Here is a 24012-nt window from a genome sequence, read left to right as displayed (position 1 = left end):
GTCAAATGGCGCACCGGATCCGCAGGACGAATCAACCACCTCAAACGCAGCTACGGCTGGAACCGCACCGAACTCACCGGTATCGACGGTACCCGGACCTGGTGCGGACACGGCATCTTCGCCCACAACCTGGTCAAGATCAGTGCACTGGCCGCGTGAAGAGCCACCCGGGAAGACCACGCTCGAAGAAACCCACCAAACACGAACCAGGTCACCCCAGCCCACCATTTTTCAGGTCGAAGTACCTACGGCGGAGAACACGCACGAGGTCGCGCACAGCGTCAACCCGGACGCGGTCGTCGTCTACGCCGACAACGACCCTGCCGTGATCGCGCACGGCAGAGTGCTGCTCGAGGACAACGACCACTCCTTCTTCGTCCCCGGCGACCTCACCGAGCCCGAGGAGAGCCTCGCCAACCCGGTCGTCACCGCACACCTCGACCTGGAGCGGCCGATCGCCCTGCTGCAGTGCCTCACCGTCCACCACATCCCCGACCTCGACCACGCGCGGCGGGTGATCGCGGGTTACGCCGAGCGGCTGGCGAGCGGGTCCTTCGTCGGGATGACGCACGCGCAACGACCGGACGCCGACAGCGAGCACTACACCGAGCTGATGCAGGCGTACGACAAGTTCAAGCAGGCGAGCGCCGGCTTCACGCTCCGCAGCCGGGACGAGATCGCCTCCCTGCTCGACGGCCTGGAACTGGTCCCGCCCGGCCTGGTGATCACCGAGGACTGGTGGCCGGAGGGCCCACGGCACCGACCGCTGTCGCCGATGGAACAGCTCATGGTCGCCTGCGTAGCCCGCAAGCCCTAGCCCTGGCGGGCCAGCTCACTCCGGGTCGTACGCGAGGTTCGGCCGCAGCCAGCGCTCGATCTCGGCGACGTCGGTGCCGCACCGCTTCGCGTAGTCCTCGACCTGGTCCTTGCCGATCCGCCCGACCGTGAAGTACCGCGACGACGGGTGCGCGAACACGATCCCGCTGACGCTGGCGGCCGGGTTCATGGCGAACGACTCGGTCAGGCTGACGCCGATCTCCTCGGCGCCGAGCAGGTCGAACAGGTCCTGCTTCTGGGTGTGGTCCGGGCACGCCGGGTAGCCGAGCGCCGGCCGGATGCCGCGGAAACGCTCCGCGTGCAGGTCCGCCAGCGCCGGGGTGACGTCGGGCTCGAACCAGGCGCGCCGCGCCTCCAGGTGGACGTACTCGGCGAACGCCTCGGCGAGCCGGTCCGCGAGCGCCTTCACCATGATCGCCTTGTAATCGTCGTTCGCGGCCTCGTACTCGCCGGCGAGCTCGCCCGCGCCGAGGATGGTGACCGCGAAACCGCCGAGGTGGTCGCCCTCGGGCGCCAGGAAGTCGGCGAGCGAACGGTTCGGCCGACCCTTCGGCTTCTCCGTCTGCTGCCGCAGCATCGGCAGCCGTACGGTGCCCGCCCCACCCTCGACGACGAGGTCGTCGCCGTCGGCGTGGGCCGGCCAGAAGCCGTAGCAGCCGCTGGCACGGAACCTGCCCTCTGCGATGATCTCGTCGAGCAGCGCGTTGGCGTCGTCGAACAGCTCCCTGGCGACCGGCTGGTCGAGGATCGCCGGGTACTTGCCCTTGAGCTCCCAGGCGAGGAAGAGGAACTGCCAGTCGATGTACTCCCGCAGCGTCGCGATGTCCGGCTCGACCTTGCGCACGCCGGTGAAGTCGGGGCTCGGCAGCTCGTCGAACGCCACCGGCTCCCGGTTGTCCCGCGCCTGCTCGAGGGTGAGCAGCGGCTTCTGTTTCCTGCCCTCGTGCTTCTCCCGCAGGTCCTGCTGCTCGATCCGGTTCTGCTTGTCCAGCTGCTCCGCACGCCCCGGGTCGAGCAGGTCGGACACCACGCCGACCACCCGGGACGCGTCGAGCACGTGCACCGTGGTCGCGTCGTACGCGGGCGCGATCCGGACCGCGGTGTGCTGCTTGGAGGTGGTCGCCCCGCCGATGAGCAGCGGCAGCTCGATCCCCCTCCGCTGCATCTCGGTGGCGACGCCGACCATCTCGTCCAGCGACGGGGTGATCAGGCCGGAGAGCCCGACCGCGTCGACCCCTTCGGAGATCGCCGTGTCGAGGATCTTCGCGGCCGGCACCATCACGCCGAGGTCGATCACCTCGTAGCTGTTGCAGCCGAGTACGACGCCGACGATGTTCTTGCCTATGTCGTGCACGTCGCCCTTGACGGTGGCGAGCACGACCTTGCCGTGACCGCCGTCCTCGTCGACCAGACCGGCCTTGCGCGCCGCCTCCTTCTCCGCCTCCATGAACGGCTCGAGGTAGGCGACGGAACGCTTCATCGCCCGCGCGCTCTTCACGACCTGCGGCAGGAACATCTTCCCGGCACCGAACAGGTCGCCGACGACCTTCATGCCGTCCATCAGCGGGCCCTCGATGACGTCGAGCGGGCGGTCGGCGGCCTGCCTGGCCTCCTCGGTGTCCTCCTCGATGTAGTCGACGATGCCGTGCACCAGAGCATGCGACAGCCGCTCCCCGACGGGCGCCTCGCGCCACGACAGGTCGACCTCGCGCTTGGTGCCCGAGCCCTTCACCGTCTCAGCGAACTCGACCAGCCGGTCGGTCGCGTCGTCGCGCCGGTTGAACAGCACGTCCTCGACGAGCTCGAGCAGGTCCTTCGGGATGTCCTCGTACACCGCGAGCTGGCCGGCGTTGACGATGCCCATGTCCAGGCCCGCCTGCACCGCGTGGTACAGGAACGCCGAGTGCATCGCCTCGCGGACGACCTCGTTGCCGCGGAACGAGAACGACAGGTTGGAGATACCGCCGCTGGTGCGCGCACCGGGGCAGCGCTGCTTGATCAGCGGCAGCGCCTCGATGAACGCCTTCGCGTAGTCGTTGTGCTCCTCGATGCCGGTGGCGACGGCGAGGATGTTCGGGTCGAACACGATGTCGTCAGGCGGGAAGCCCACCTTCTCGGTGAGCAGGTCGTACGCGCGACCCGAGATCGCCACCTTGCGCTCGGCCGTGTCGGCCTGGCCCTGCTCGTCGAACGCCATCACGACGACGCCGGCGCCGTAGTCACGGATCCGGCGCGCCTGCTCGAGGAACGGCTCCTCGCCCTCCTTCAAGCTGATCGAGTTGACCACGCCCTTGCCCTGCACGCACTTCAGCCCGGCCTCGAGCGCGCTCCACCGGGAGCTGTCGAGCATCACGGGGATGCGCGCGACCTCCGGCTCGGTCGCGATCAGGTTCAGGAACGTGGTCATCGCCTGCTCGCTGTCGAGCAGATCTGCGTCCATGTTGACGTCGAGCAGGTTCGCGCCGCCGCGCACCTGCTCGAGCGCGACGTCCACGGCCGCCTGGTAGTCGTCCGCCTCGATCAGCCGACGGAACCGCGCCGAGCCGGTGACGTTGGTGCGCTCGCCGACCATGACGAACCCGGTGTCCTGGGCGAACTCGAACGGCTCCAGACCGCTGTACCTGGTGGTCGGCTCCCGCTCGGGCAACGGCCGGCGCGGGATCTCCGCGACCTTCTTCGCGATCGCGTTGATGTGGTCAGGGGTGGTGCCGCAGCAGCCGCCGACGACGTTCACCAGGCCGTCGCCGGCGAACCCGGCGAGCAGCCCGCCGGTCTCCGCCGGCGTCTGGTCGTAGCCGCCGAACGCGTTCGGCAGGCCGGCGTTCGGGTAGGATGCGGTGTACGTGCCGGCCAACCTGGACAGGTCCGCGACGTGCGGGCGCATCTCCTCGGCGCCGAGCGAGCAGTTCAACCCGACGAGCAGCGGCTCCGCGTGCTCGACGGAGTTCCAGAACGCCTCGACCGTCTGGCCGGACAGGGTGCGCCCGCTGAGGTCGACGATGGTCACGGAGATCCACAGCGGCAGCTGTGGCGCGACCTCACGCGCCGCGGTGACCGCGGCCTTCGCGTTCAGCGTGTCGAAGATCGTCTCGATCAGCAGCACGTCGACGCCCTCGGCGAGCGCCTGGATCTGCTCCGCGTACGAGTCGTACACCTGGCTGTACGACACCGCGCGGAACGCGGGGTCCTCCACCTTCGGCGACAGCGACAGCGTGACGTTCAGCGGCCCGACCGAGCCGGCCACGAACCTGCCGCCGGCCTCGTCGGCGGCCTGCCTGGCGATCTGGGCCGCCTGCAGGTTCATCTCCTTGACGTACGCCTGCAGCCCGTAGTCGGCCTGTCCGATGCTCGTCGCGGTGAACGTGTTCGTCGTGGTGATGTCCGCGCCGGCGTCGAGATACTGCCGGTGCACGTCGAGCACCACATCGGGACGGGTCAGATTGAGCAGGTCGGGGTCACCGGTCACGTCGTGCGTGTGGTTGCCGAACCTGTCACCGCGGTAATCCTCGGGAGCGAGGCCGGCGGCCTGCAGCATCGTGCCCCAAGCGCCGTCCAGGACGAGGATTCGTTGGTCGAGCGCGTCCCGAAGAGACTGGGTCTTGTTCTTGTTCTTGTCCACCTGTTCACCTCCCTTTAGTGTCTGGGAGGCGCCCTTGTTTCGTCTAGCGGGCCGAGCGTGGCGGACATAGCTATGCCCGTTGCAGCGCCTCTCGGCTTCCCCTCGACCATATCGTCATTCCGCTCGCGATGTGCCACCCCTGGTGGAACGGGCGGTCTACCAGGAACGACGTGGCGTGCCGGTCGTCAGGCGTGCTCGCGGGCCGCGGCGTCGTGCAGGCCGAGCAGCTCGACGGCCCGCTCGCGCATCTCCACCTTGCGTACCTTCCCCGTCACGGTCATCGGGAACTCGTCGACGACGTGCACGTAGCGCGGGATCTTGAAGTGCGCGAGCTGGCCGGCGCAGAACTCCCTGACAGCCTCGGCGGTCAGCGGCTCCGCGCCCGGCTTCATCCGCACCCACACCATCAGCTCCTCGCCGTACTTCGCGTCCGGCACGCCGATGACCTGAGCGTCCAGAATGTCCGGATGCGTATAGAGGAACTCCTCGATCTCCCGCGGGTAGACGTTCTCGCCGCCGCGGATCACCATGTCCTTGATCCTGCCGGTGATGTTCACGTAGCCGTCGTCGTCCATCACCGCAAGGTCGCCGGTGTGCATCCAGCGCGCGGCGTCGATGACCTCGGCGGTCTTGTCCGGCTGCTCCCAGTACCCGAGCATCACCGAGTACCCGCGGGTGCACAGCTCCCCCGGCTCACCGCGCGGCACGGTCAGCCCGGTCTCCGGGTCGACGACCTTCAGCTCCAGGTGCGGCATGACCCGGCCGACGGTGGACACCCGCTTCTCGACCGAGTCGTCCGGCCTGGTCTGCGTGGACACCGGCGAGGTCTCCGTCATGCCGTACGCGATCGCCACCTCCGCCATGCCGAGCTTGCCGATCACCTGGTTCATCACCTCGACCGGGCACGGCGAGCCGGCCATGATGCCGGTGCGGAGGCTGGACAGGTCGTACGCGTCGATGCCAGGTTCGGCGAGCTCCGCGATGAACATCGTCGGCACCCCGTAGAGCGACGTGCACCCCTCGGCGGCGACCGCGGCCAGCGTGGCCTGCGGCTCGAACGCCGGCGCAGGGATGACCATGCACGCACCGTGGCTGGTACAGGCCAGGTTGCCCATCACCATGCCGAAGCAGTGGTAGAACGGCACCGGGATGCAGACCCTGTCCACCTCCGTGTAGCGGCACAGCTCGCCGACGAAGAAGCCGTTGTTCAGGATGTTGTGGTGGCTCAGCGTGGCGCCCTTCGGGAAGCCCGTGGTGCCCGAGGTGTACTGGATGTTGATCGGGTCGTCGGCGGACAGCGTCGCCTGGATCGCCGGCAGCCGTTCCCTGTCGGCGGCCCGGCCGGACTCGACGAGCGCTGTCCACCGGTCGCTGTCGAGCAGCACCACGTCAGTCAGCGCCGGGCAGTGCGGCCGCGCCTGGTCGATCATCGCGGCGTAGTCGGACGTCTTGAACTGCTGCGCCGCCACCAGCAGCCTGATGCCGGCCTGGCCGAGCACGTACTGCAGCTCGTGCGAGCGGTACGCGGGGTTGATGTTGACCAGGATGGCGCCGAGCTTCGCCGTCGCGTACTGCACCAGCGTCCACTCCGCGCGGTTCGGGGCCCAGATGCCCACCCGGTCGCCCTTGCCGACGCCCAGCTCGAGCAGCCCCAGCGCCACCGCGTCCACGTCCGCGGCGAGCTCGGCGTACGTCCAACGGTGGCCGGCGGCGCAGTCGACGAGCGCGTCTCTGCCGGGGAACACCCGGACCGTCCGGTCGAAGTTGTCACCGATGGTGTCACCGAGCAGCGGCACCTCGGAGACTCCGGACGAGTAGCTTGGCCTGGCAGGAGCTGTCGTCGTCATCGCCGGCGTCCTCTCGCGGCAGTGCGAACCACCCGGGTTTGCCGGACCGTAACGCCAGCCCCGGCCTGCGTCAATACGCGCCGGCACGGTCACGCGGGACGCGGGGACGGCGGGCAGGTAGCCTGGGCCTTGTCCTGCAAAGTGAGGCATTGAAGAGGCGATGTCGGCCGTGTCCCAGTCAAGTGAATCCCGGCCTGAGCCAGTTCACCAGTTCGGACCCAACGAGTGGCTCGTAGACGAGCTGTACCAGCAGTACGTCCAGGATCCACAGTCCGTCGACAAGGTGTGGCAGGACTTCTTCGCCGACTACAAGCCGCAGTCCGGCTCGCCGGCCGCAGCAACACCGCCACCGACGACAACCACCCCGCCCGCGAACGCGAGCACGCCGGCACCGGCACCCGCGCAGCAGCAGCCGGCGCAGAGCGCGCCGCAGCCCGCGGCCAAGCCGGCGCCTGCCGCGACCGACGGCGCCGCGGCGAAGCCGGCCACCCCGCCCGCGCAGCCCGCGGCCGACGTGGACGCCAAGGCCGTCACGCAGTCCCCGCTCAAGGGCGCCGCGGCACGCGTCGTCACGAACATGAACCAGAGCCTGGAGCTGCCGACCGCGACCAGCGTGCGTGCGGTGCCGGCGAAGCTGCTCGTCGACAACCGCATCGTGGTGAACAACCACCTCAAGCGCACCCGTGGCGGCAAGATCAGCTTCACCCACGTGATCGGGTACGCGGTGGTCAAGGCCGCCGCCGAGATGCCGGAGATGAACTCGGCCTTCGCCGAGGTCGACGGCAAGCCGCACCTGGTGCAGCCCGAGCATGTCAACCTCGGCATCGCGATCGACCTGCAGAAGAGCGACGGCAGCCGCACCCTGGTGGTCCCGTCGATCAAGCTGGCCGAGACGCTCGACTTCGCCAGCTTCCTGCGCGCCTACGAGGAGGTCGTCCGCAAGGCCCGCAACAACAAGCTGACCATCGACGACTTCACCGGCACCAGCATCTCCATCACCAACCCCGGCATGATCGGCACCGTCCACTCGGTGCCGCGGCTGATGAAGGGGCAGGGCTGCATCGTCGGCGTCGGCGCGATGGAGTACCCGGCCGAGTTCCAGGGCATGTCGCCGGAGACACTCGCCCGCCTCGCGGTCAGCAAGATCATGACGCTGACCTCGACGTACGACCACAGGATCATCCAGGGTGCGCAGTCCGGTGAGTTCCTCCGCCGGGTGCACGAGCTGCTGCTCTCCGACACCTTCTGGGACGACATCTTCCGCTCGCTGCGGGTGCCGACGGTGCCGATCCGCTGGGCACCGGACCTGCCGGCCAGCCACGAGGACGACATCCACAAGCAGGCACGGGTCTTCGAGCTGATCCACGCGTACCGGGTGCGCGGCCACCTGATGGCGGACACCAACCCGCTCGAGTACGAGCTGCGCAGCCACCCCGACCTCGACATCGGCTCGCATGGTCTCACCCTGTGGGACCTCGACCGCGAGTTCGCCACCGGCGAGACGTTCGGCGACGAGCCGATGATGAAGCTGCGCAAGATCCTCAGCATCCTGCGCGACACGTACTGCCGCACTGTCGGCATCGAGTACATGCACATCCAGGACCCGCACGAGCGCACGTGGATCCAGGACCGGGTCGAGCACAAGCACGAGAAGCCACAGCGTGAGCTGCAGCTGCGCATCCTGAACCGGCTGAACGTGGCCGAGGCGTTCGAGACGTTCCTGCAGACGAAGTACGTCGGGCAGAAGCGGTTCTCGCTCGAGGGCGCGGAGACGCTGATCCCCGTCCTCGACGCGGTGGTGTCCGCGGCCGGCCAGGAGGAGCTCGACGAGGTCGTCATCGGTATGGCGCACCGCGGCCGGCTCAACGCGCTCGCCAACATCGTCGGCAAGAACTACGCGCAGATCTTCCGTGAGTTCGAGGGCAACCTCGACCCGAAGAGCGCGCACGGCTCGGGTGACGTGAAGTACCACCTGGGCGCCGAGGGCGAGTACGTCGGCCTCGGCGGCGAGAAGATCGCCGTGTCGCTGGTCGCCAACCCCAGCCACCTGGAGGCGGTCGACCCGGTGCTCGAGGGCGTCGTGCGCGCGAAGCAGGACATCATCGACAAGGGCCAGGCGGGCTTCACCGTGCTGCCGCTGCTCGTGCACGGCGACGCCGCGTTCGCCGGGCAGGGCGTGGTTGCGGAGACGCTCAACCTCTCCGGGCTGCGCGGCTACCGCACCGGCGGCACCGTGCACGTGGTGGTAAACAACCAGCTCGGCTTCACCACCGACCCGAGCGCGGCCAGGTCGAGTGTCTACTGCACCGACGTCGCACGGATGGTGCAGGCGCCGATCTTCCATGTGAACGCCGACGACCCGGAGGCGTGCATCAGGGTCGCAAGGCTGGCCTTCGAGTACCGGCAGGCCTTCCACAAGGACGTCGTGGTCGACCTGGTCTGCTACCGGCGGCGCGGCCATAACGAGGGCGACGACCCGTCGATGACGCAGCCGCAGATGTACGACCTGATCGACAACAAGCGCAGCACCCGCAAGGTGTACACCGAGTCGCTGGTCAACCGCGGCGACATCAGCATCGAGGACGCGGACGCGTCGCTGCGCAACTACCGCGACGAGCTTGAGCGGGTGTTCAAGGAGACCAGGGAGGCGGTCACCGACCTGCCGTCCGAGGTACACCCGGCACCGCAGCACTCCACGGCGCACAAGGTGGAGACCGCCGTACCGCTCGAGACGCTGAAGAAGATCGGCGACTCGTTCGTCAACGTCCCGGACGGGTTCACCGTGCACCCGAAGGTGCTGCCGGTGCTCCAGCGGCGGGCCGCGATGACCTCGCAGGGCGGCGTCGACTGGGCGACCGCGGAGCTGTTCGCGTACGGCTCGCTGCTCCTCGACGGCTACCCGGTACGGCTGGCCGGCCAGGACTCCAGGCGCGGCACGTTCGTGCAGCGGCACGCCGTCGTCACCGACAGGTACACCGGCGCCGAGTACAACCCACTGAAGCAGCTCGAGCCCGGGCAGGCGCCGTTCTACATCTACGACTCGCTGCTCAGCGAGTACGCCGCGATGGGCTTCGAGTACGGCTACTCGGTGGCCAACCCGAAGGCGCTGGTCTCCTGGGAGGCCCAGTTCGGCGACTTCGTCAACGGCGCGCAGCTGATCGTCGACGAGTTCATCAGCTCGGCCGAGCAGAAGTGGGGGCAGCGCAGCGGCGTCGTGCTGCTGCTGCCGCACGGCTACGAGGGCCAGGGCCCGGACCACTCCTCCGCACGTATCGAGCGGTTCCTCACGCTGTGCGCACAGGACAACATGACCGTGGCGCACTCGTCGACGCCGTCGAACTACTTCCACCTGCTGCGCCAGCACGCGATGGACAATGTGCACCGGCCGCTCGTGGTGTTCACGCCGAAGCAGGTGCTGCGGCTGAAGGCCGCGGCCTCCCCGATCGAGGAGTTCACCACCGGCAACTTCCAACAGGTGATCAGCGACGACACCGTGGACCCGGCGCAGGCTCGGCGGCTGCTGCTGTGCTCCAGCCGCGTCTGCTACGACCTGATCGCGCGCAGGGAGAAGATCGGCGACCGGACCACGGCGATCGCCCGGCTGGAGCAGCTGCACCCGCTGCCCGGTGCGGCGATCGAGGCGGAGCTCGCCAAGTACCCGTCGCTGCAGGAGGTGCGCTGGGTACAGGACGAGCCGGCGAACATGGGCGCGTGGCCGTTCCTCGCCCTGCAGCTGCCCAAGCACACGGGCGCGTTCACCGTCACGCCGGTCAGCCGGCCGGCGAGCTCCTCGCCTGCGGCCGGGTCGCACCACCTGCACGCGGCCGAGCAGGAGCAGCTGCTCGCCGCCGCCCTCCCCTCGGCCTGATCGACCTGCCGGAGGCACGTCCGTGTACTTCACCGACCGTGGCATCGAGGAGCTGGAGGAGCGTCGCGGCGACGAGTCCGTGACGCTCAGCTGGCTCGCCGACCAACTACGCGACTTCGCCGACGAGCACACCGACTTCGCCGAAGCAGCGGACCGCTTCGCCAGCTGGCTAGCCCGCCGCGACGACGAAGCCGACGAACCAACCGACGACGACTGACTACCCAGCCGTGGCCGGCAAGACGCGATATATCTTGACTCCTGGCTCGAGCGTGCCTATAGTCGCAGCAACACGATATATCTCGTTTGGGAGGCAGCGGTGGAGCGCTGGACGCTGGGTGGGCCGGATTCGGTCACCGTCGACCAAGTCACCGAGCTGAAGGTCAAGCTCGTCGCGGGGCACGTGGACGTCATGACGACGGACGGGCCGCCGCGCATCGAGGTCCACGAGCTCACCGGTGACCCGGTCGTGGTCACCAGCGACGACGGCAGGCTGACCGTCGGCTACGAAGACCTCGGAGGTGTCTTCGACTTCGACGGCAGGCTGGCGAAGGAGACCTTGACCGGGCTCGGCGAGGCGCTTCGCGACCTGTTCGAGAACGGCCGCACCAGCAGGACCGAGGAGTGGGTACGCCAGTTCCCCTGGTCCGGCCGCAAGCGCCACGCGGTGGTGTCCATCGCCGTGCCCAGGCAGTGCAGGGTGGACCTCAACGTGGTCTCGGCCACCGCAGTCGCCGCCGGCATCGACGGCAGCACCACGGTGAAGAGCGTGTCCGGCGGGGTCACCCTGGACGGGCTGTCCGGCGAGGTCGACGCGCACACCGTCTCCGGCGACCTGGAGGCGCAGCTGCTGTCCGGGCGGCTCTCGTTCGTCACGGTGTCCGGCGACCTCACCGTCGCGGAGGCCGCAAGCGACCGCGTCGAGGGCCGCACGGTCTCCGGCGACCTGCTCGCCGACCTCGACCTCGGCCCGGACGGCCGGCTCAGCTTCTCCACCGTGTCCGGCGACGTCACGGCGCGGCTGGCCGCGGACACCGACGCACGCGTCGAGGTGACGTCCACCTCGGGCGACATGACGTCCGGGTTCGACGAGCTGCAGCGCGAACGCAAGCCGGGCAAGAAACGGATCCACGGCACGCTCGGCGGCGGCCACGGCCGGGTCGAGGTGCACACGGTCTCCGGCGACGTACACCTGCTCGCGCGCAAGAAGCCGAGCACGACGGCCGCGGCGGCGGGCGGGCAGGACCAATGAGCTCGGTGTTCGGACACGGCCGGCTGCGGCTGTACCTGCTGAAGCTGCTCGACGAGCAGCCGCGGCACGGCTACGACATCATCCGCTCGCTCGAAGACCGGTTCATGGGCGTCTACGCCCCGTCGGCCGGCACCATCTACCCGCGGCTGTCCAGGCTCACCGAGGAGGGCCTGGTCGAGCACGAGGTCAGCGGGGGCAAGAAGATCTACCGCCTCACCGACGCCGGCCGCGCCGAGCTCGCCGACCGCGCCGACGAGCTGGCCGCCCTCGAGCAGGACATCGACCGCTCGGTACGCGACCTCGCGCGGGAGGTGCGCGAGGACGTGCGCGCGTCCGTACGTGGCCTGCGCGAGGAGCTGAAGACCGCGGCCCGCGAGGTGCGCGACGCAGAGAACCAGCGGACCGACGGCGACGACCGCGGCGGCGCGCCGTGGGAGAACCTCTCCGACTGGCCCGGCTGGGCCGAGGCGAAGCAGGCCATGGAGGAGGCGAAGCGCGCGGTCAAGGAGAGCACCAGGTCGCTGCACGGCGAGTGGCGGCACGGCTGGGACATGGAGGGGAAGCGGCCGGCGCACCAGCTGCTGCAGGCCGCCGACGAGCTCCGCGCGGAGGTACGCAAGGCGGTGCAGGCCAACCTCGGCGAGGACGTGCTGCGCGACATGCACACGACGCTGCAGGGCGCCCTGACCCACGTCCGCGACCTGCGTCGTTGAGACCGTGGCCGGACGCAAGCTGCTGCACCGCAGCACCGGCGTCGTGGAGACGCCCGTCGAGCGGGTACGCGACCTCGTGCTGACCGTCCGCCCTGGACCGGTGAGCGACACCAACGGCTGGCTGCTCACGGATCTCGGCGAGACGCTGTCCGGCGGTCCGCAGCGGTTCACCCTGACGATCGCCGGTGGCACCCAGACCGTCGAGCTGTCGGCCGACACCCTCGCGATCCAGGGCGGCTGGTGGTACCGCGGCGAGTGGACGGTGGCCGTCACCGGCGACGGCACACAGGTGACGTACCGCGTCTACAACGTGGCCAGCAAGACCCGCTGGCTGGTGCCGCTGGCCAACCGGTTCTTCTTCGGTTTCCAGGAACAGCAGCGGCAGGGGTTCCGCGACGTGCTCGACCGGCTCAGTCGAGCGTGAAGACGATCTTGCCGAACAGGTCACCGTCGAGCATGGCCTGGAAGCCGTCGCGCGCGGACGACATCGGCAGCTCCCTGTCGATCGCCGGCCGCGCGCCTGTGACGTCGAGGAACGACAGCAACTGCTGCAGCTCGCTGCGGTCGCCCATGGTGGACCCGATGACCGAGAGCTGGGTGTAGAAGACGCGCTGCAGCTCCGCGGACGGGTCCGGCCCGGTGGTCGCGCCGCTGACCACGATCCGGCCGCCAGGCCGCAGGCACTTCACCGAGTGGCTCCAGGTCGCCTTGCCCACCGTCTCCATCACCGCGTCGACGCGCATCGGCAGCCGCGCACCCGACTCGAACGCCTCGTGCGCGCCAAGCTCGACGGCGCGCTTGCGCTTCGCGTCGCTGCGGCTGGTCGCGAAGACCCGCAGGCCCGCGGCGCGGGCGAGCACGATCAGCGCCGTCGCGACGCCTCCCCCTGCGCCCTGCACGAGCACCGAGCCGCCTGGCTGCAGCCCAGAGTTGGTGAACAGCATCCGGTACGCCGTCAGCCAGGCGGTCGGCAGGCACGCGGCTTCGGTGAAGCTCAACGTGGCCGGCTTGGCGAGCAGGTTGCGCCGCGGCACCAGTACCTGCTCGGCGAACGTCCCGTCGTAGCGCTCGGAGAGCAGCGACCGCTTCGGGTCGAGCGTCTCGTCGCCGAGCCAGTCGTCGCTTGGGATCACCGAGTGCGCGACGACGTCGTCGCCGTCCTCGTCAACGCCGGCGACGTCGCAACCGAGCACGCGTGGCAGCTCGTCGGCGCCGAGCCCGACGCCGCGCAGCGACCAGATGTCGTGCTGGTTCAGCGATGCAGCCCGTACGGTGACAGCCGTCCACCCCGGCCGGTCGGCCGGCGCGGGCCGTTCATCGAGTGTCAGGCCGGCGAGCGGATCGGCGTCGTTGAAGTCGGTGACACTGATAGCGAACATGGGGCGACTGTAACGGTGCTCGGCGGCCAAACCAATGCTGCCGGGCAAACCTCACACCGACCGGCGCCGGGGTCAGGCGTCGGCGGCCGCCGCCACCGCCCGCGACACCGCCGGCACCACCCGGTCGTCGAACGGGCTGGGGATGACGTACGTCGGGCTCAGCTCGCTGCCGACCAGGTCGGCCAGCGCGTCGGCCGCGGCGAGCTTCATCGCAGGTGTCACCGCCGCCGCCCGCGCGCCCAGCGCGCCGCGGAAGATGCCGGGGAACGCGAGCACGTTGTTGATCTGGTTCGGGTAGTCGCTGCGCCCGGTGGCGACCACGGCCGCGTGCCGGCCCGCGACGTCCGGGTGCACCTCGGGGTCGGGGTTGGCCAGCGCGAACACGATCGGGTCGTCGTCCATCGCGGCGACCGCCTCCTCGGCGACACGGCCGCCCGAGACGCCGACGAACACGTCCGCGCCGCGCAGCCCGTCGGCCAGCGACCCGCGCAGGCCGTCGTTGTTCGTCTCCTTTGCCAACGCTTCCTTCACCGGGGTGAGACCGTCCCTGCCGGGGTGCAGGATGCCGCGGCTGTCCGCGACCACCACGTCGCCGATGCCGGCCTCGAGCAGGATCCGCGCTACGGCCACGCCGGCCGCGCCGGCGCCGGAGATCACCACCCTGGTGTCCGCCGTGTCGCGCTCGGTCAGCCGCAGCGCGCCGCGCAGGGCGGCGAGCACGACGACCGCCGTGCCGTGCTGGTCGTCGTGGAACACCGGGATGTCCAGCTGCGCGTCCAGCCGCTGCTCGATCTCGAAGCAGCGCGGCGCGCTGATGTCCTCCAGGTTGATCCCGCCGAACGCCGGGGCGATCCGGACGACGGTGTCGACGATCTCGTCCACGTCGTTGGTGTCCAGGCAGATCGGCACGGCGTCGACGTTGCCGAACTCCTTGAACAGCAGGGCCTTGCCCTCCATGACCGGCAGCGCCCCGAGCGGGCCGATGTCGCCGAGGCCGAGCACGGCGGAGCCGTCGGTCACGACGGCGACCGTGCCGCCCTTCCAGGTGTAGCGGTACGCGAGCTCGGGGTCCTCCGCGACCGCCGTGCTCACCCTCGCCACACCCGGGGTGTACGCGAGCGAGAGGCCGGCGCGGTCCCGTATGCGCACGGTCGGGCGGACCTCGATCTTGCCGCCATGGTGCAGCGGGAACGCCGGATCCGACTCGTATTCCGGAAAGCTGGACACGCTGATCCCCTCAGCTCTTATCTGGCAACCAGGAGCGCGACGTGACGTCGGCATTGATGTACGCCGGTCACCGCAGGCGCGCAACGAGGATCGCTCGCGTCGTGTGATTCTGACAGAAAGCGGTCGGCCGCCCGCGAGCGGGTGAGCCCAACCGTTGGCATGCGGTGCGGGAAGATGTGATCATCGACGCCAACCGTCGCCGATAGGGGATCATGTGGATCTCACGTCGTATGCCGAGCTCGCCGTCCGCCTGGTCAACACCAACGACCTGAGCCGCGAAGACGGGGACCAGCTCACCGACCTCGCGCAGCTGCGCGCGTTCTTCGCCGACCTCCCCAAGTCCAGGGCGACCTGTACGAAGAACGACCTGCGCCAGCTGCGGGAGCTGCGCGACCGGCTGCGCGCGGTGTTCGAAGCGGTCGAGGCGGACGACGTGCGCGGCGCAATGGTGAAGCTGAACGCGCTGCTGACCGAGTTCCCGGTCCGGCCGGTCGTCACCGACCACGACGACTCCGGCTGGCATCTGCACCTCAGTGAGTCCGGCTCACCGACCGAGCGCTACGTGGCGCGGGCGGTGTTCGGCATCGCCACCCTGGTCACCGAGCTCACCCCGGACCGGCTCGGCGCCTGCCAGGCCGACCCGTGCCGGTTCGTCTTCCTCGACACGTCCACCAACAGGTCCAGGCGGTACTGCTCGGACCGGTGCGCCACCCGGGCGAACGTGGCCGCCTACCGCGCCCGCCGCAGGGAGCAGGCCGGCCGCGCCACCGGCTGACCGCCTCGCCCGGTCCGCGGCGGTCAGGACAGCCGGCCGCCGCCGCTGGCGCGGTACAGGTCGCGCAACGTCGCCACCTCGGCGCCGTGGTGGATGACCTCACGGTTGATGTGCAGCACGAGCGTGGCGCGCGGGTGCCGCGCCCACGGGCCCTCGGCAATGCCGCACTCCGCCTCCAGGTCGGCGGCGGTCCACGACTGCACGCCCTTCACCCACCGGTCGTACGCGTCGTCGAGGGCGGCCAGGCCGTCCGCGGCGCTGCCCGGCCAGTCCCGCGTCTGCAACTGCGCGCCGTACTCCTGCTGCGTGACGCCGTCGAAGTGGGTGGCGGTGCGCATTCCCAGCACCAGGACGCTCACATGGGCCAGCCGCCACGCGATCGTGGTGACCGGCGGCGGGCTCGGCTCGCTCGGCGCCCAGTCGCAGGAGAAGCCGCCCTCGGGGCGTGGCCGGATCGACCAGCAGCCGGCCACCGGCTCCCAGAAGTACTCGTCGTCGGTCAGGTCGTCCAGGCGCGGACGCAGCTGGCTCGTCCAGTGCCACTGCAGCTGCTCGAGCAGTTCACGGTGGTAGTCGATGGTCATGGCTTCGACGATACGGTGGGTTCCCGCCAGGGCTGTGGCGACATCTCGACGAGGAGGCAAGCCGTGCCCACACCGGCCACCGCATCGTACGTCCATCCGATGGTGCCACGGGTGGAGCGCCAGCAACGCATCCTCGAGGAGCTACGCGCGAGCGCCCCGAAGGCGGTCGCCGTCGACGCGCTCGCCCGCGCGCGCTCGGCGTCAGCGCGCGCAGCATCGAGCGGGACGTCCAGCAGCTCCGCACGGCCGGCGTGCCGATCGCGTCCAGGCGCGGCCCGCGCGGCGGCTACTCGTTCACCGTGAGCCGCAGCCGCACCAGCGTGGAGCTCACCACCGGCGAGATCGCCGTACTCGTCGCGTCCCTGGTGGGCATCGGCCCGCTGGGCTCCGCGACCGCCCAGTCCGCGCTGGACAAGCTGGTCGGCGCGCTGGACTGAGCGCTAGTCCCACGCCGCGCGCTGCGCGTCGCCGAGCGCCTCGCTCACCGGCCGGGAGATGACGCAGAACGCGGCGACCACCGCGGCCGCGCCGAGCACGATGCCCGGCACGTACTGCTGCGCCTGGACGAGAGCCACCGCCACCGGCACACACAGCAGCTGGGTCAGCAACGCCGGCGCCCGTCCCCAGCGCCTGCGCAGGAACAGCCCCCGCGCCACGACCACCAGCCCCGCCCCGACGGCAAGGCCGAACAGCGCCATGACCTCCGCGCCGGCGAGGTCCGACGAACCACCGACGAGCGCGCCCACCCCCACGACCACCGCGAGCACGGCGACGAGAACGCCCTGCAGGAACACGATCACCGCGGCCGTCACGAGCAGTGGCGGTCTGCCGGCAAGCCACTCGGTCACGTACGGCAGCCTATCCGCCCGAGGGTGTGCCGCTGGCCGCCGCTCGCCTCGGGACGCCATTGCGAGGCACACCCTAGGCTGGTCGCATGCGTGCTGTCCTGGTGGTGAACCCGAACGCCACCACTACGACATCTCGCACGCGCGATGTCCTCTGCCGCGCGCTCGCCAGCGAGACGAAGCTCGACATCGTGGAGACCAGGTACCGCGGGCACGCCGCGGCCCTCGCCCAGCACTGCGTCACCGAGGAGGTCGACGCGCTCGTCGTGCTCGGCGGCGACGGCACGGTGAACGAGGTCGTGAACGGGTTGCTCGCCGGCGGTCCGGTCGGCCGGCTGCCCGCGCTCGCGGTGATCCCCGGCGGCAGCACGAACGTCTTCGCCCGCGCGCTCGGCCTGCCGAGCGACGCGGTCGAGGCGACGGGCGCGGTCATCGATGCGCTGCGGTCGGGCCGCAGGCGCCCCATCGGGCTCGGCCAGGCCGACGACCGCTACTTCACGTTCTGCTCCGGCCTCGGCCTGGACGCGGAGATCGTTCGTGCGGCTGAGGCGCTGCGGTCGACCGGGCTGAAGGTGTCGAACTCGGTGCACCAACGCACCGCCGTGCGGTACTTCTTCACCGCCTCCGACCGCAGACACCCGCCGCTGGCCATCGAACGGCCCGGCCAGCCGACGATCCCCGACCTCTTCTGTGCCATCGTGCAGAACACGGCACCGTGGACGTACGCGGGGAAACAGGCCCTGAACCCGTGCCCGGACGCGTCGTTCGACACCGGTCTCGACGTCTTCTCGCTCCGCACCATGCGCACCATCGCCTCGACGGACCAACTGATGCGGATCCTCGGCCGCAGCACGAAGAAGCCGGGTGGCCGGTCCGCGCTGGTTCTCCACGACATGCCCGAGTTCACCGTCACCGCGGTACGCCCACTCCCCCATCAAGTTGACGGTGAGTACCTGGGCGAGCGCGAACGGGTAACGTTCCGGAGCGTCCCCGAGGCGCTCGACGTCGTGCTTTGAGTAATCGGGCTGTAACGGATGACCGGATTCCTCCGATCCCCTCTATGGTGATGCACTGAACCACGATGTGATCGAGCAGACAGACGGATAGATCGATTTTCCCGGGGTAAACCCTTGCGGATAGGCCTTTCACCTGGAAAGGTCGGAATCCACACCACAGAAGCGTTCGCTGTCAGCGTCTCGCTCAGATCGTGAAAGTATTCACAAGGAGATGGTTCGGACGTGACTCGTCACCGAGGCACGTCTGCTCCTTGGGCCCCCACCAGAAACGGAGGAAAGGGAGACTGATGGACTGGCGCCACCGGGCGAAGTGTCGTGAGGTCGATCCGGAGTTGTTCTTCCCGATCGGCAACACTGGCCCCGCGCTACTACAGATCGAAGAAGCAAAGGCTGTCTGCCGGCAGTGCCCGGTCATGGACCCTTGCCTCGAATGGGCCCTTTCCACCGGCCAGGATGCTGGTGTCTGGGGCGGCATGAGCGAGGACGAGCGCCGCGCGCTCAAGCGTCAGCGCGTACGCAATCGCGCGCAGGCGACTGCCTGATCGGCCCCCGACCGATCAACAAGCCCCGATGAGATAACCAAGGCCCGCGGCCTGTGCCGTGGGCCTTTTGGTTGCCCCGCTTGGTTGCCCCGCCTTCCCAATGCTCGAGCACACGCTCGACCTGTGCAGATCAGCAACTCCCGTCGGCCAGGCCGGCTTTCTCGGCCCGATCGACGCCACCTCCGCGTCGCGATCAGGTCGGGTGGCTGTGCCTGGCCGTAATCGGCGGGCTGTCGCCCCTACTCAGCGTCCTCCCACGGCGTACGTCTCGTGACACCGCGGGTGGCGGCCAGCGGCAGGTCGAGCACGGCCTGCGTGCCGCCGCTGTCGCACCCGTCGATCTCGAGCACGCCGTGCAGCTCGCTGCCGACCAGCGTGCGGACGATCTGCAGCCCGAGGTTCCCCGACGCCGCCAGGTCGAACTCCGGCGGCAGGCCCACCCCGTCGTCCACGACGACCACGCGCAGCTGCTCGCCCGCGCGCTCGGCGACCAGCGAGACGCTGCCAGAACGCCCGCGCAGCCCGTGCTCGACGGCGTTCTGCAGCAGCTCGGTGAGGACCAGCGAAAGCGGCGTCGCGACGTCCGCCGGCAGCACGCCGAACGTACCGCGGCGCACGGTCTCGACCTGGCCGGCCGCCGCCGACACCTCCCCCACCATGCCGAGCAGCCGCTCCGCGACGCCGTCGAAGTCCACCATCTCGTCCTCGGACTGCGAGAGCGTCTCGTGCACCACGGCGATCGAGCCGACCCGGCGCACGGCCTCGCCGAGCGCCGCGCTCGCCTGCGGCGCGTCCTCGAGCCTGCGCGCCTGCAGCCGCAGCAGCGCCGCCACGGTCTGCAGGTTGTTCTTCACCCGGTGGTGGATCTCCCGGATGGTCGCGTCCTTGGTGAGGAGCTCCCGCTCCCTGCGGCGCAGCTCGGAGACGTCCCGCACCAGCACCAGGCCGCCGATCCGCCGGCCGTCCGGGTCGATCGGGATGGTGCGTAGCTGCAGCGCCACCTGGCCATTGTCGACCTCGGCGTTGGCCGCCGCACGCCCGGTAACGACCTGCGACAGCGTGTCGTCCACCGGCTCCGCGGACGGGGCGAGGTCGTGCGTGACGGCGTCCAGCCGCTTCCCCACCAGGTCGGCGGCCAGCCCCAGCCTGCGGTACGCGGACAGCGCGTTCGGGCTCGCGTACCCGACCACCCCGTCCACGTCCAGCCGCACCAGGCCGTCGCCGACCCGCGGCGACCTGCCGAGCTCGTGCACCGCGCCCGGCTTGGGGAACCGCCCGGAGGCGATCATCTGGGCCAGCTCGGTGGCGGTGCGCAGGTAGGTGAGCTCCAGCCGGCTGGGCGTCCGTACGCCGGTGAGGTTGGTGTGCCTGGCGATCACGCCGAGCACGTCGTCGCCGCGGCGTACGGGGATGGTCTCCTCCCGTACGGGGACGTCGCCGGAACGCCACGAGGAGTCGCCTTCCCGGCAGATCCGGCGTTCCTCCCACGACCGGTCGACCAGCCGCATCCGACCGCGGTCGACCACCCTGCCTACCATGTCGTCAGTGTGCGCGGTCGGGCCGGTCGCTGGCCGCACCTGCGCGATGCACACCCAGGAGGCGCCCCCGTCGATGGGGAGCCACAGGAGCAGGTCGGCGAAGGACAGGTCGGCCAGCAGCTGCCACTCGGAGGCGAGCATGTGCAGCCACTCGATATCGGCGGCGCTCGCGGGACTGTGCTGCCGAACGAGCTCGGAGAGGGTCGGCACGTGAGCAGGGTACCCGGGCGCGGCGCCCGGTGTTCGCACCGCCGGGACGCCCGACACGCCCGTACCCGACACGGCTGCACCGTCATCGGTTCGGATCGCGGATACTGGCAGGATGAGTAGGGATGGTGATGGATAGCCAGACGGCGGCCAACCAGGTCGCGTTCTGGGAACAGGTGCTGCGCGACGACTGTGCGCTGCCCTCCTACCCTCCCCTGGACGAGCTGACCGTCGACCTCACCCGGATGCTCGGGTCACCGGACGGCCACGAGCGCGACGAGGTCGCGTACCCGGTCCTCTCCACCTGGATCCGCAGGGGCGTCTACGACGACCTGCTCGAGGGTCTCGGCGACGGGATGTGCGTCGGCCTGGACAACGGCCTCGGCGCCGACGGCCACGACGCGGTGTTCCGGCGGTCGTTCTCCGCCGTCGTCCTCGCGGACATCATCGCCCGCGACACCGAGGCCGAGCGGCTGCACCCGGACATCCTGCTGCGCTGGGGCGACCGCGGGATCCGCTGGCTGGTCAAGGAGCGCGACCTGCGCGGCCAGGTGCCTGCATGCGGCCGGGCGCACGCCGCGGCGCACGGTGCCGACCTGCTGCTCGCGCTCGCGCTCTCCCGGCACTTCGGCGAGGGCGAGCTGATGGTCCTGCTCGACGCCATCGGCGACCGGCTGCTCGAGCCGACCGACTACCGGCTGGTGCACGGCGAGCCGGAGCGGCTGGCGTACGCCACCATGGGCATCCTGCACCGCAACGTCCTGGAGATGGACGTCATCGGCCCGTGGCTTGAGCGTCTCGCCGACGGTTGGAAGAGCACCACGGCGCCGGACGCCGGCGCCGTCCCGTTCAACACCGTCAGCTACCTGCGGTGTCTGCACCTGCAGCTGCAACTGGGCGTCCAGCCGCTGCTGCCCGCCGGCCGCGCCGCACAGCACTTCACCACCGACGTAGCCTGCCGGATCGACCTACTCGGCGGCATCGCCAGGCTGCTGCGCACCACCGGTCCCTGGTACCGCCAGCGCAGCCTCTAGCCCACGCGTCAGCGCTGCCAGCGCACGCGGCCGCCAACGACCGTTACCTGCGGCTGAGCCGCGCCTGAGGTTGCCACGTCGGGGTCGGTGAGGTCGGCGTCCAGCACCACGAAGTCGGCGAGGTAGCCGACGGCCAGCCGGCCCTTCGTGTGTTCCTCGTACGACGCGTACGCGGGCTGCGTCGTGTAGCCGTGCAGGGCCTGCAGCGGCGCGATCGCGTTCCTGCCCTGCTCGCCGGTGCCTGCACGCGCGGTCGCCGCCTTGATGCCAGCGATCGGGTCGAGCGTCTCCACCGGCGCGTCCGAGCCGAAGGCGACGTGCGCGCCGGCAGCGGCCAGGTCGCTCCACGCGTACGACGCCAGCGGCCGGTCGCCGAGCAGGGCGGCCGCGAGGGCGACGTCGCTGCTGTGGTGCACCGGCTGCATCGACGCGACCACGCCGAGCTCCGCGAACCGCGGTACGTCGTGCCACGCGACGTGCTGGGCGTGCTCGATCCGGTGCCGCAGCGACGCGCCGACGCCGCGCCGCCGCACCTCGGCCAGCGCGTCCAGCACCGCCGTGTTCGCCGCGTCGCCGATCGCGTGCACGGCCACGGCGATCCCGGCGCCGGCCGCGGTGAGCACCCGCTCGGCCAGCTCCACCCGGTCGAGCATCACCACGCCGGTGTCCTCGGGCGCGTCCTCGTACGGCGCGCTCAACGCCGCCGTGTGCGAGCCGAGCGCGCCGTCGGCGAACAGCTTCACCGGCCCGGTGCTCTCCCACCGGTCGCCGTCGCCGGTCGCCTCCCCCGCCTCGATCGCAGCGTCCAGGTCGCCTGCGTAGATCAGTTGGTGCACCCGCGCCGGCAGCTCGCCGCGCTCGCGCAACGCGCGGTACGCCGCAGCCGTCTCCCTGCCGTCGATGTCGTGCACGCCGGTGACGCCGTGCGCGAGCAGCTCACGGAGCGCGTCGGCGAGCATCGGTTCGATACCGGCGGCCTGGTGCTCGGTCACCAGCGCGCGCACCGGCTCGGCCGCGGACTCCCTGAGCAGGCCGGTCGGCCCGTCGGCGTCGCGCTCCAGCCGGCCGTCGGACTGCTGCGCCGTGTGCTCGTCGATGCCGAGCGCGGCCAGGCCCTGGGTGTTCACCCACGCCGAGTGGCTGTCGTGGCTCTCCAGCGCCACCGGGTGGCCGGCGGAGAACGGGTCCAGGTCGCGCCGGTGCAGCGGGCGGTCGAGCTGCCAGCGGTTCGCGTCGAACCGGCCGCCGAAGACCCAGGCGCCGGCGGGCAGCCGCTGCGCGAACGCCTGCAGCCGGCGCTGCGCCTCGGCGAGGTCGCACACGCCGCGCAGGTCCAGCTGGTGCTCGGCGAAGGCGTAGCCGGCGAGGTGGATGTGACTGTCGGTGAGCCCGGGCACCACGTACCCGCCGCCGAGGTCCACCTCCCGGTAGCCACGCCTGGCGGCCGCCCGGCACGTCGCCGCGCTACCCACGGCGACGACGCGCTCCCCACGTACGAGCAACGCGTCCGCCGCGGGCAGCGCCGGCCACAGGGTGGTGATCCGGGCATTGGCGTAGAGGATGTCCGGCATGGCGCACAGTCTGCCGAACGCCGGTGGCGCGTCCGCGCGCGGTGATAGAACGAGGCGGTGAGCATCACCGTGCGCCGGGCGGCACCCGCCGAGCACGAGGCCATCGGCGAGCTGACCACACGGGTCTACGTCGGGGCCGGGTTCATCGGTCCCGACGACGACTACGTCACCGTGCTCCGCGACGCAGCGGGCGCGGGCGGCGGACCTACTGGTCGCCGTGGACGAGGCGGACACCATCGTCGGTTCGGTGACGTACACGACACACGACGGCGCGTACGCCGAGATCGCCGCCGACGGCGAGGCGGAGTTCCGGATGCTCGCCGTCGACCCGGCGGCATGCAGCAAGGGGGTCGGGGCCGCGCTCGTCCAGGCGGTGCTCGACCGGACCAGGCGCCACGGCTGCCGTACCGTGCGGCTGTCGTCCGCGGCGCCGATGACCGACGCGCACCGGCTGTACGAGCGGCTCGGCTTCCACCGCACACGGACCGCGACTGGTCGCCCCGACATCCGGCTGCTCGCCTACGAGGTGCCGCTGTGACCGCGTCTCAGTTGCCGTGCGTCTTGGCGAGGAACCGCTCCCGGTCCACCACGACGCGCTCGACCTGGCCGCTGGCCACGATCTGCGCACCCGAGTAGACCGCGACGTAGAACAGCAACCGGCGGCCGTCGACCTCGACCAGCTCCGCGTTCACCGCGAGCTCGGCACCCACCGGGGTGGCCACGTCGTGGTCGAGCGACACCTTCGTGCCGACGGTCGTCTCCCCGTCGGCGAGCGTACTGTGTACGGCGGCGACCGTCGCGGCTTCGACCAGCGCCGCCACCCGCGGGGTCGCGAGCACCGGTACGTCACCGCTGCCGACCGCCTCCGCGGTGTCCTCGGCGGACACCGCGGTCGTCAGCCGGCCGATCAGGCCGGGCGTCGGCGCGGCCATGGTGGCTACTCGATCTCGCAGATGAGGTCGCCGTCCTGCACGACGTCGCCCTCTGCGACCTGCAGCTTGGCGACCTTACCCGCGGACTCGGCGACGATCGGGATCTCCATCTTCATCGACTCCAGGATGACCAGCGTGTCGTCGACGTCCACGGTGTCACCCTCGGCCACCACGACCTTCCAGACGTTGGCCACCATCTCGGCGTGCACCTTCTCGGCCACCACGGCTC

The 24012-nt window shown here is 70.4% G+C and carries 23 protein-coding genes; 13 read left to right on the top strand and 10 right to left on the bottom strand.

The window, feature by feature from the left end; all coding sequences use genetic code 11:
- A partial coding sequence (locus GEV07_19225) for an ISNCY family transposase (protein MQA04756.1) occupies window positions 1-159 on the top strand: 159 nt, incomplete at its 5' end.
- Entirely contained in the window at window positions 143-817 is a 675-nt protein-coding gene (locus GEV07_19220; protein ID MQA04755.1) for a hypothetical protein, read from the top strand. The genes GEV07_19225 and GEV07_19220, both read left to right, overlap by 17 nt.
- A 15-nt stretch (window positions 818-832) precedes the next feature.
- Here GEV07_19220 and metH read toward each other — a convergent pair whose 3' ends face one another.
- Both metH and GEV07_19210 read right to left on the bottom strand, forming a co-directional pair.
- Window positions 833-4456: a methionine synthase gene (gene metH / locus GEV07_19215; protein MQA04754.1), complete on the bottom strand. Its 3624-nt coding sequence runs from the start codon at window positions 4454-4456 to the stop codon at window positions 833-835.
- 185 nt (window positions 4457-4641) lie between these two features.
- Entirely contained in the window at window positions 4642-6303 is a 1662-nt protein-coding gene (locus GEV07_19210) for an AMP-binding protein (GenBank protein ID MQA04753.1), read from the bottom strand.
- Between the two features lie 160 nt (window positions 6304-6463).
- Between GEV07_19210 and GEV07_19205 the strand changes: the two genes are divergently transcribed.
- The 5 genes from GEV07_19205 to GEV07_19185 all read left to right on the top strand — a co-directional run bounded on the left by GEV07_19205 (window position 6464) and on the right by GEV07_19185 (window position 12557).
- Complete coding sequence (locus GEV07_19205; protein MQA04752.1) at window positions 6464-10171, top strand: multifunctional oxoglutarate decarboxylase/oxoglutarate dehydrogenase thiamine pyrophosphate-binding subunit/dihydrolipoyllysine-residue succinyltransferase subunit; 3708 nt, start codon at window positions 6464-6466, stop codon at window positions 10169-10171.
- A gap of 22 nt (window positions 10172-10193) precedes the next feature.
- The gene (locus tag GEV07_19200) at window positions 10194-10388 is read left to right on the top strand and encodes a hypothetical protein (GenBank protein MQA04751.1); all 195 of its coding nucleotides are present in this window, start codon (window positions 10194-10196) and stop codon (window positions 10386-10388) included.
- A gap of 99 nt (window positions 10389-10487) precedes the next feature.
- Window positions 10488-11420, top strand: coding sequence for a DUF4097 family beta strand repeat protein (locus GEV07_19195; protein ID MQA04750.1), 933 nt, complete (start codon window positions 10488-10490; stop codon window positions 11418-11420).
- A complete protein-coding gene (locus tag GEV07_19190; GenBank protein ID MQA04749.1) occupies window positions 11417-12133 on the top strand; it encodes a PadR family transcriptional regulator in 717 nt (238 codons plus the stop codon). The genes GEV07_19195 and GEV07_19190 overlap by 4 nt, the downstream gene beginning before the upstream one ends.
- Before the next feature lie 4 nt (window positions 12134-12137).
- Entirely contained in the window at window positions 12138-12557 is a 420-nt protein-coding gene (locus GEV07_19185) for a hypothetical protein (GenBank protein ID MQA04748.1), read from the top strand.
- On the opposite strand, the gene GEV07_19180 is transcribed toward GEV07_19185, so the two are convergent.
- Together GEV07_19180 and GEV07_19175 are read right to left on the bottom strand one after the other, a co-directional pair.
- Window positions 12544-13512 carry a zinc-binding dehydrogenase gene (locus tag GEV07_19180; GenBank protein ID MQA04747.1) on the bottom strand — a complete coding sequence of 323 codons (969 nt, stop codon included), beginning with the start codon at window positions 13510-13512 and terminating at the stop codon, window positions 12544-12546. The genes GEV07_19185 and GEV07_19180 overlap by 14 nt on opposite strands.
- Window positions 13513-13584: 72 nt before the next feature.
- Complete coding sequence (locus GEV07_19175; protein ID MQA04746.1) at window positions 13585-14793, bottom strand: NAD-dependent malic enzyme; 1209 nt, start codon at window positions 14791-14793, stop codon at window positions 13585-13587.
- Between the two features lie 160 nt (window positions 14794-14953).
- Here GEV07_19175 and GEV07_19170 point away from each other — a divergent pair, with 160 nt between their 5' ends.
- Window positions 14954-15514, top strand: a complete 561-nt coding sequence (locus tag GEV07_19170) for a hypothetical protein (protein MQA04745.1) — start codon at window positions 14954-14956, stop codon at window positions 15512-15514.
- A gap of 23 nt (window positions 15515-15537) precedes the next feature.
- On the opposite strand, the gene GEV07_19165 is transcribed toward GEV07_19170, so the two are convergent.
- Window positions 15538-16098 carry a DinB family protein gene (locus tag GEV07_19165; GenBank protein ID MQA04744.1) on the bottom strand — a complete coding sequence of 187 codons (561 nt, stop codon included), beginning with the start codon at window positions 16096-16098 and terminating at the stop codon, window positions 15538-15540.
- Here GEV07_19165 and GEV07_19160 point away from each other — a divergent pair.
- Complete coding sequence (locus GEV07_19160; GenBank protein ID MQA04743.1) at window positions 15960-16535, top strand: HTH domain-containing protein; 576 nt, start codon at window positions 15960-15962, stop codon at window positions 16533-16535. The two genes, GEV07_19165 and GEV07_19160, sit on opposite strands and share 139 nt — an antisense overlap.
- Before the next feature lie 3 nt (window positions 16536-16538).
- Here the strand turns inward: GEV07_19160 and GEV07_19155 are convergent, their stop codons facing one another.
- The gene (locus GEV07_19155) at window positions 16539-16946 is read right to left on the bottom strand and encodes a hypothetical protein (protein ID MQA04742.1); all 408 of its coding nucleotides are present in this window, start codon (window positions 16944-16946) and stop codon (window positions 16539-16541) included.
- A gap of 86 nt (window positions 16947-17032) precedes the next feature.
- Between GEV07_19155 and GEV07_19150 the strand changes: the two genes are divergently transcribed.
- Both GEV07_19150 and GEV07_19145 read left to right on the top strand, forming a co-directional pair.
- Window positions 17033-17959: a diacylglycerol kinase family lipid kinase gene (locus GEV07_19150; protein MQA04741.1), complete on the top strand. Its 927-nt coding sequence runs from the start codon at window positions 17033-17035 to the stop codon at window positions 17957-17959.
- A gap of 287 nt (window positions 17960-18246) precedes the next feature.
- A complete protein-coding gene (locus tag GEV07_19145) occupies window positions 18247-18501 on the top strand; it encodes a WhiB family transcriptional regulator (protein ID MQA04740.1) in 255 nt (84 codons plus the stop codon).
- A 239-nt stretch (window positions 18502-18740) separates the two neighbouring features.
- On the opposite strand, the gene GEV07_19140 is transcribed toward GEV07_19145, so the two are convergent.
- The gene (locus GEV07_19140; protein MQA04739.1) at window positions 18741-20249 is read right to left on the bottom strand and encodes a PAS domain-containing protein; all 1509 of its coding nucleotides are present in this window, start codon (window positions 20247-20249) and stop codon (window positions 18741-18743) included.
- 122 nt (window positions 20250-20371) lie between these two features.
- Between GEV07_19140 and GEV07_19135 the strand changes: the two genes are divergently transcribed.
- Window positions 20372-21280 carry a DUF2785 domain-containing protein gene (locus GEV07_19135; GenBank protein ID MQA04738.1) on the top strand — a complete coding sequence of 303 codons (909 nt, stop codon included), beginning with the start codon at window positions 20372-20374 and terminating at the stop codon, window positions 21278-21280.
- 8 nt (window positions 21281-21288) lie between these two features.
- Here GEV07_19135 and GEV07_19130 read toward each other — a convergent pair whose 3' ends face one another.
- Entirely contained in the window at window positions 21289-22851 is a 1563-nt protein-coding gene (locus tag GEV07_19130) for an amidohydrolase family protein (GenBank protein MQA04737.1), read from the bottom strand.
- A gap of 208 nt (window positions 22852-23059) precedes the next feature.
- On the opposite strand from GEV07_19130, the gene GEV07_19125 reads away from it, so the two are divergent.
- Window positions 23060-23389, top strand: coding sequence for a GNAT family N-acetyltransferase (locus tag GEV07_19125; GenBank protein ID MQA04736.1), 330 nt, complete (start codon window positions 23060-23062; stop codon window positions 23387-23389).
- Between the two features lie 7 nt (window positions 23390-23396).
- On the opposite strand, the gene GEV07_19120 is transcribed toward GEV07_19125, so the two are convergent.
- Both GEV07_19120 and GEV07_19115 read right to left on the bottom strand, forming a co-directional pair.
- Window positions 23397-23783 (bottom strand): thioesterase, encoded by a 387-nt coding sequence (locus GEV07_19120; GenBank protein MQA04735.1) that lies wholly within the window; start codon window positions 23781-23783, stop codon window positions 23397-23399.
- A 5-nt stretch (window positions 23784-23788) separates the two neighbouring features.
- A complete protein-coding gene (locus GEV07_19115) occupies window positions 23789-24004 on the bottom strand; it encodes a biotin/lipoyl-binding carrier protein (protein MQA04734.1) in 216 nt (71 codons plus the stop codon).
- Window positions 24005-24012: the final 8 nt, after the last annotated feature.

Source organism: Streptosporangiales bacterium, from assembly GCA_009379825.1.
Taxonomy (GTDB): Bacteria; Actinomycetota; Actinomycetes; order Streptosporangiales; family WHST01; genus WHST01.
Note: the sequence above shows the minus strand (reverse complement) of the source record. Positions and strands in the feature narration are given on the sequence as shown.

What these genes read in the sequence shown, in the direction of transcription:
- GEV07_19210 (MQA04753.1), bottom strand. Translation starts at nt 6,303, where the DNA reads ATGACGACGACAGCTCCTGCCAGGCCAAGCTACTCGTCCGGAGTCTCC.
- GEV07_19205 (MQA04752.1), top strand. Translation starts at nt 6,464, where the DNA reads ATGTCGGCCGTGTCCCAGTCAAGTGAATCCCGGCCTGAGCCAGTTCAC.
- GEV07_19190 (MQA04749.1), top strand. Translation starts at nt 11,417, where the DNA reads ATGAGCTCGGTGTTCGGACACGGCCGGCTGCGGCTGTACCTGCTGAAG.
- GEV07_19180 (MQA04747.1), bottom strand. Translation starts at nt 13,512, where the DNA reads ATGTTCGCTATCAGTGTCACCGACTTCAACGACGCCGATCCGCTCGCC.
- GEV07_19175 (MQA04746.1), bottom strand. Translation starts at nt 14,793, where the DNA reads ATGCCGACGTCACGTCGCGCTCCTGGTTGCCAGATAAGAGCTGAGGGG.
- GEV07_19165 (MQA04744.1), bottom strand. Translation starts at nt 16,098, where the DNA reads ATGACCATCGACTACCACCGTGAACTGCTCGAGCAGCTGCAGTGGCAC.
- GEV07_19150 (MQA04741.1), top strand. Translation starts at nt 17,033, where the DNA reads ATGCGTGCTGTCCTGGTGGTGAACCCGAACGCCACCACTACGACATCT.
- GEV07_19145 (MQA04740.1), top strand. Translation starts at nt 18,247, where the DNA reads ATGGACTGGCGCCACCGGGCGAAGTGTCGTGAGGTCGATCCGGAGTTG.
- GEV07_19135 (MQA04738.1), top strand. Translation starts at nt 20,372, where the DNA reads ATGGTGATGGATAGCCAGACGGCGGCCAACCAGGTCGCGTTCTGGGAA.
- GEV07_19130 (MQA04737.1), bottom strand. Translation starts at nt 22,851, where the DNA reads ATGCCGGACATCCTCTACGCCAATGCCCGGATCACCACCCTGTGGCCG.
- GEV07_19120 (MQA04735.1), bottom strand. Translation starts at nt 23,783, where the DNA reads ATGGCCGCGCCGACGCCCGGCCTGATCGGCCGGCTGACGACCGCGGTG.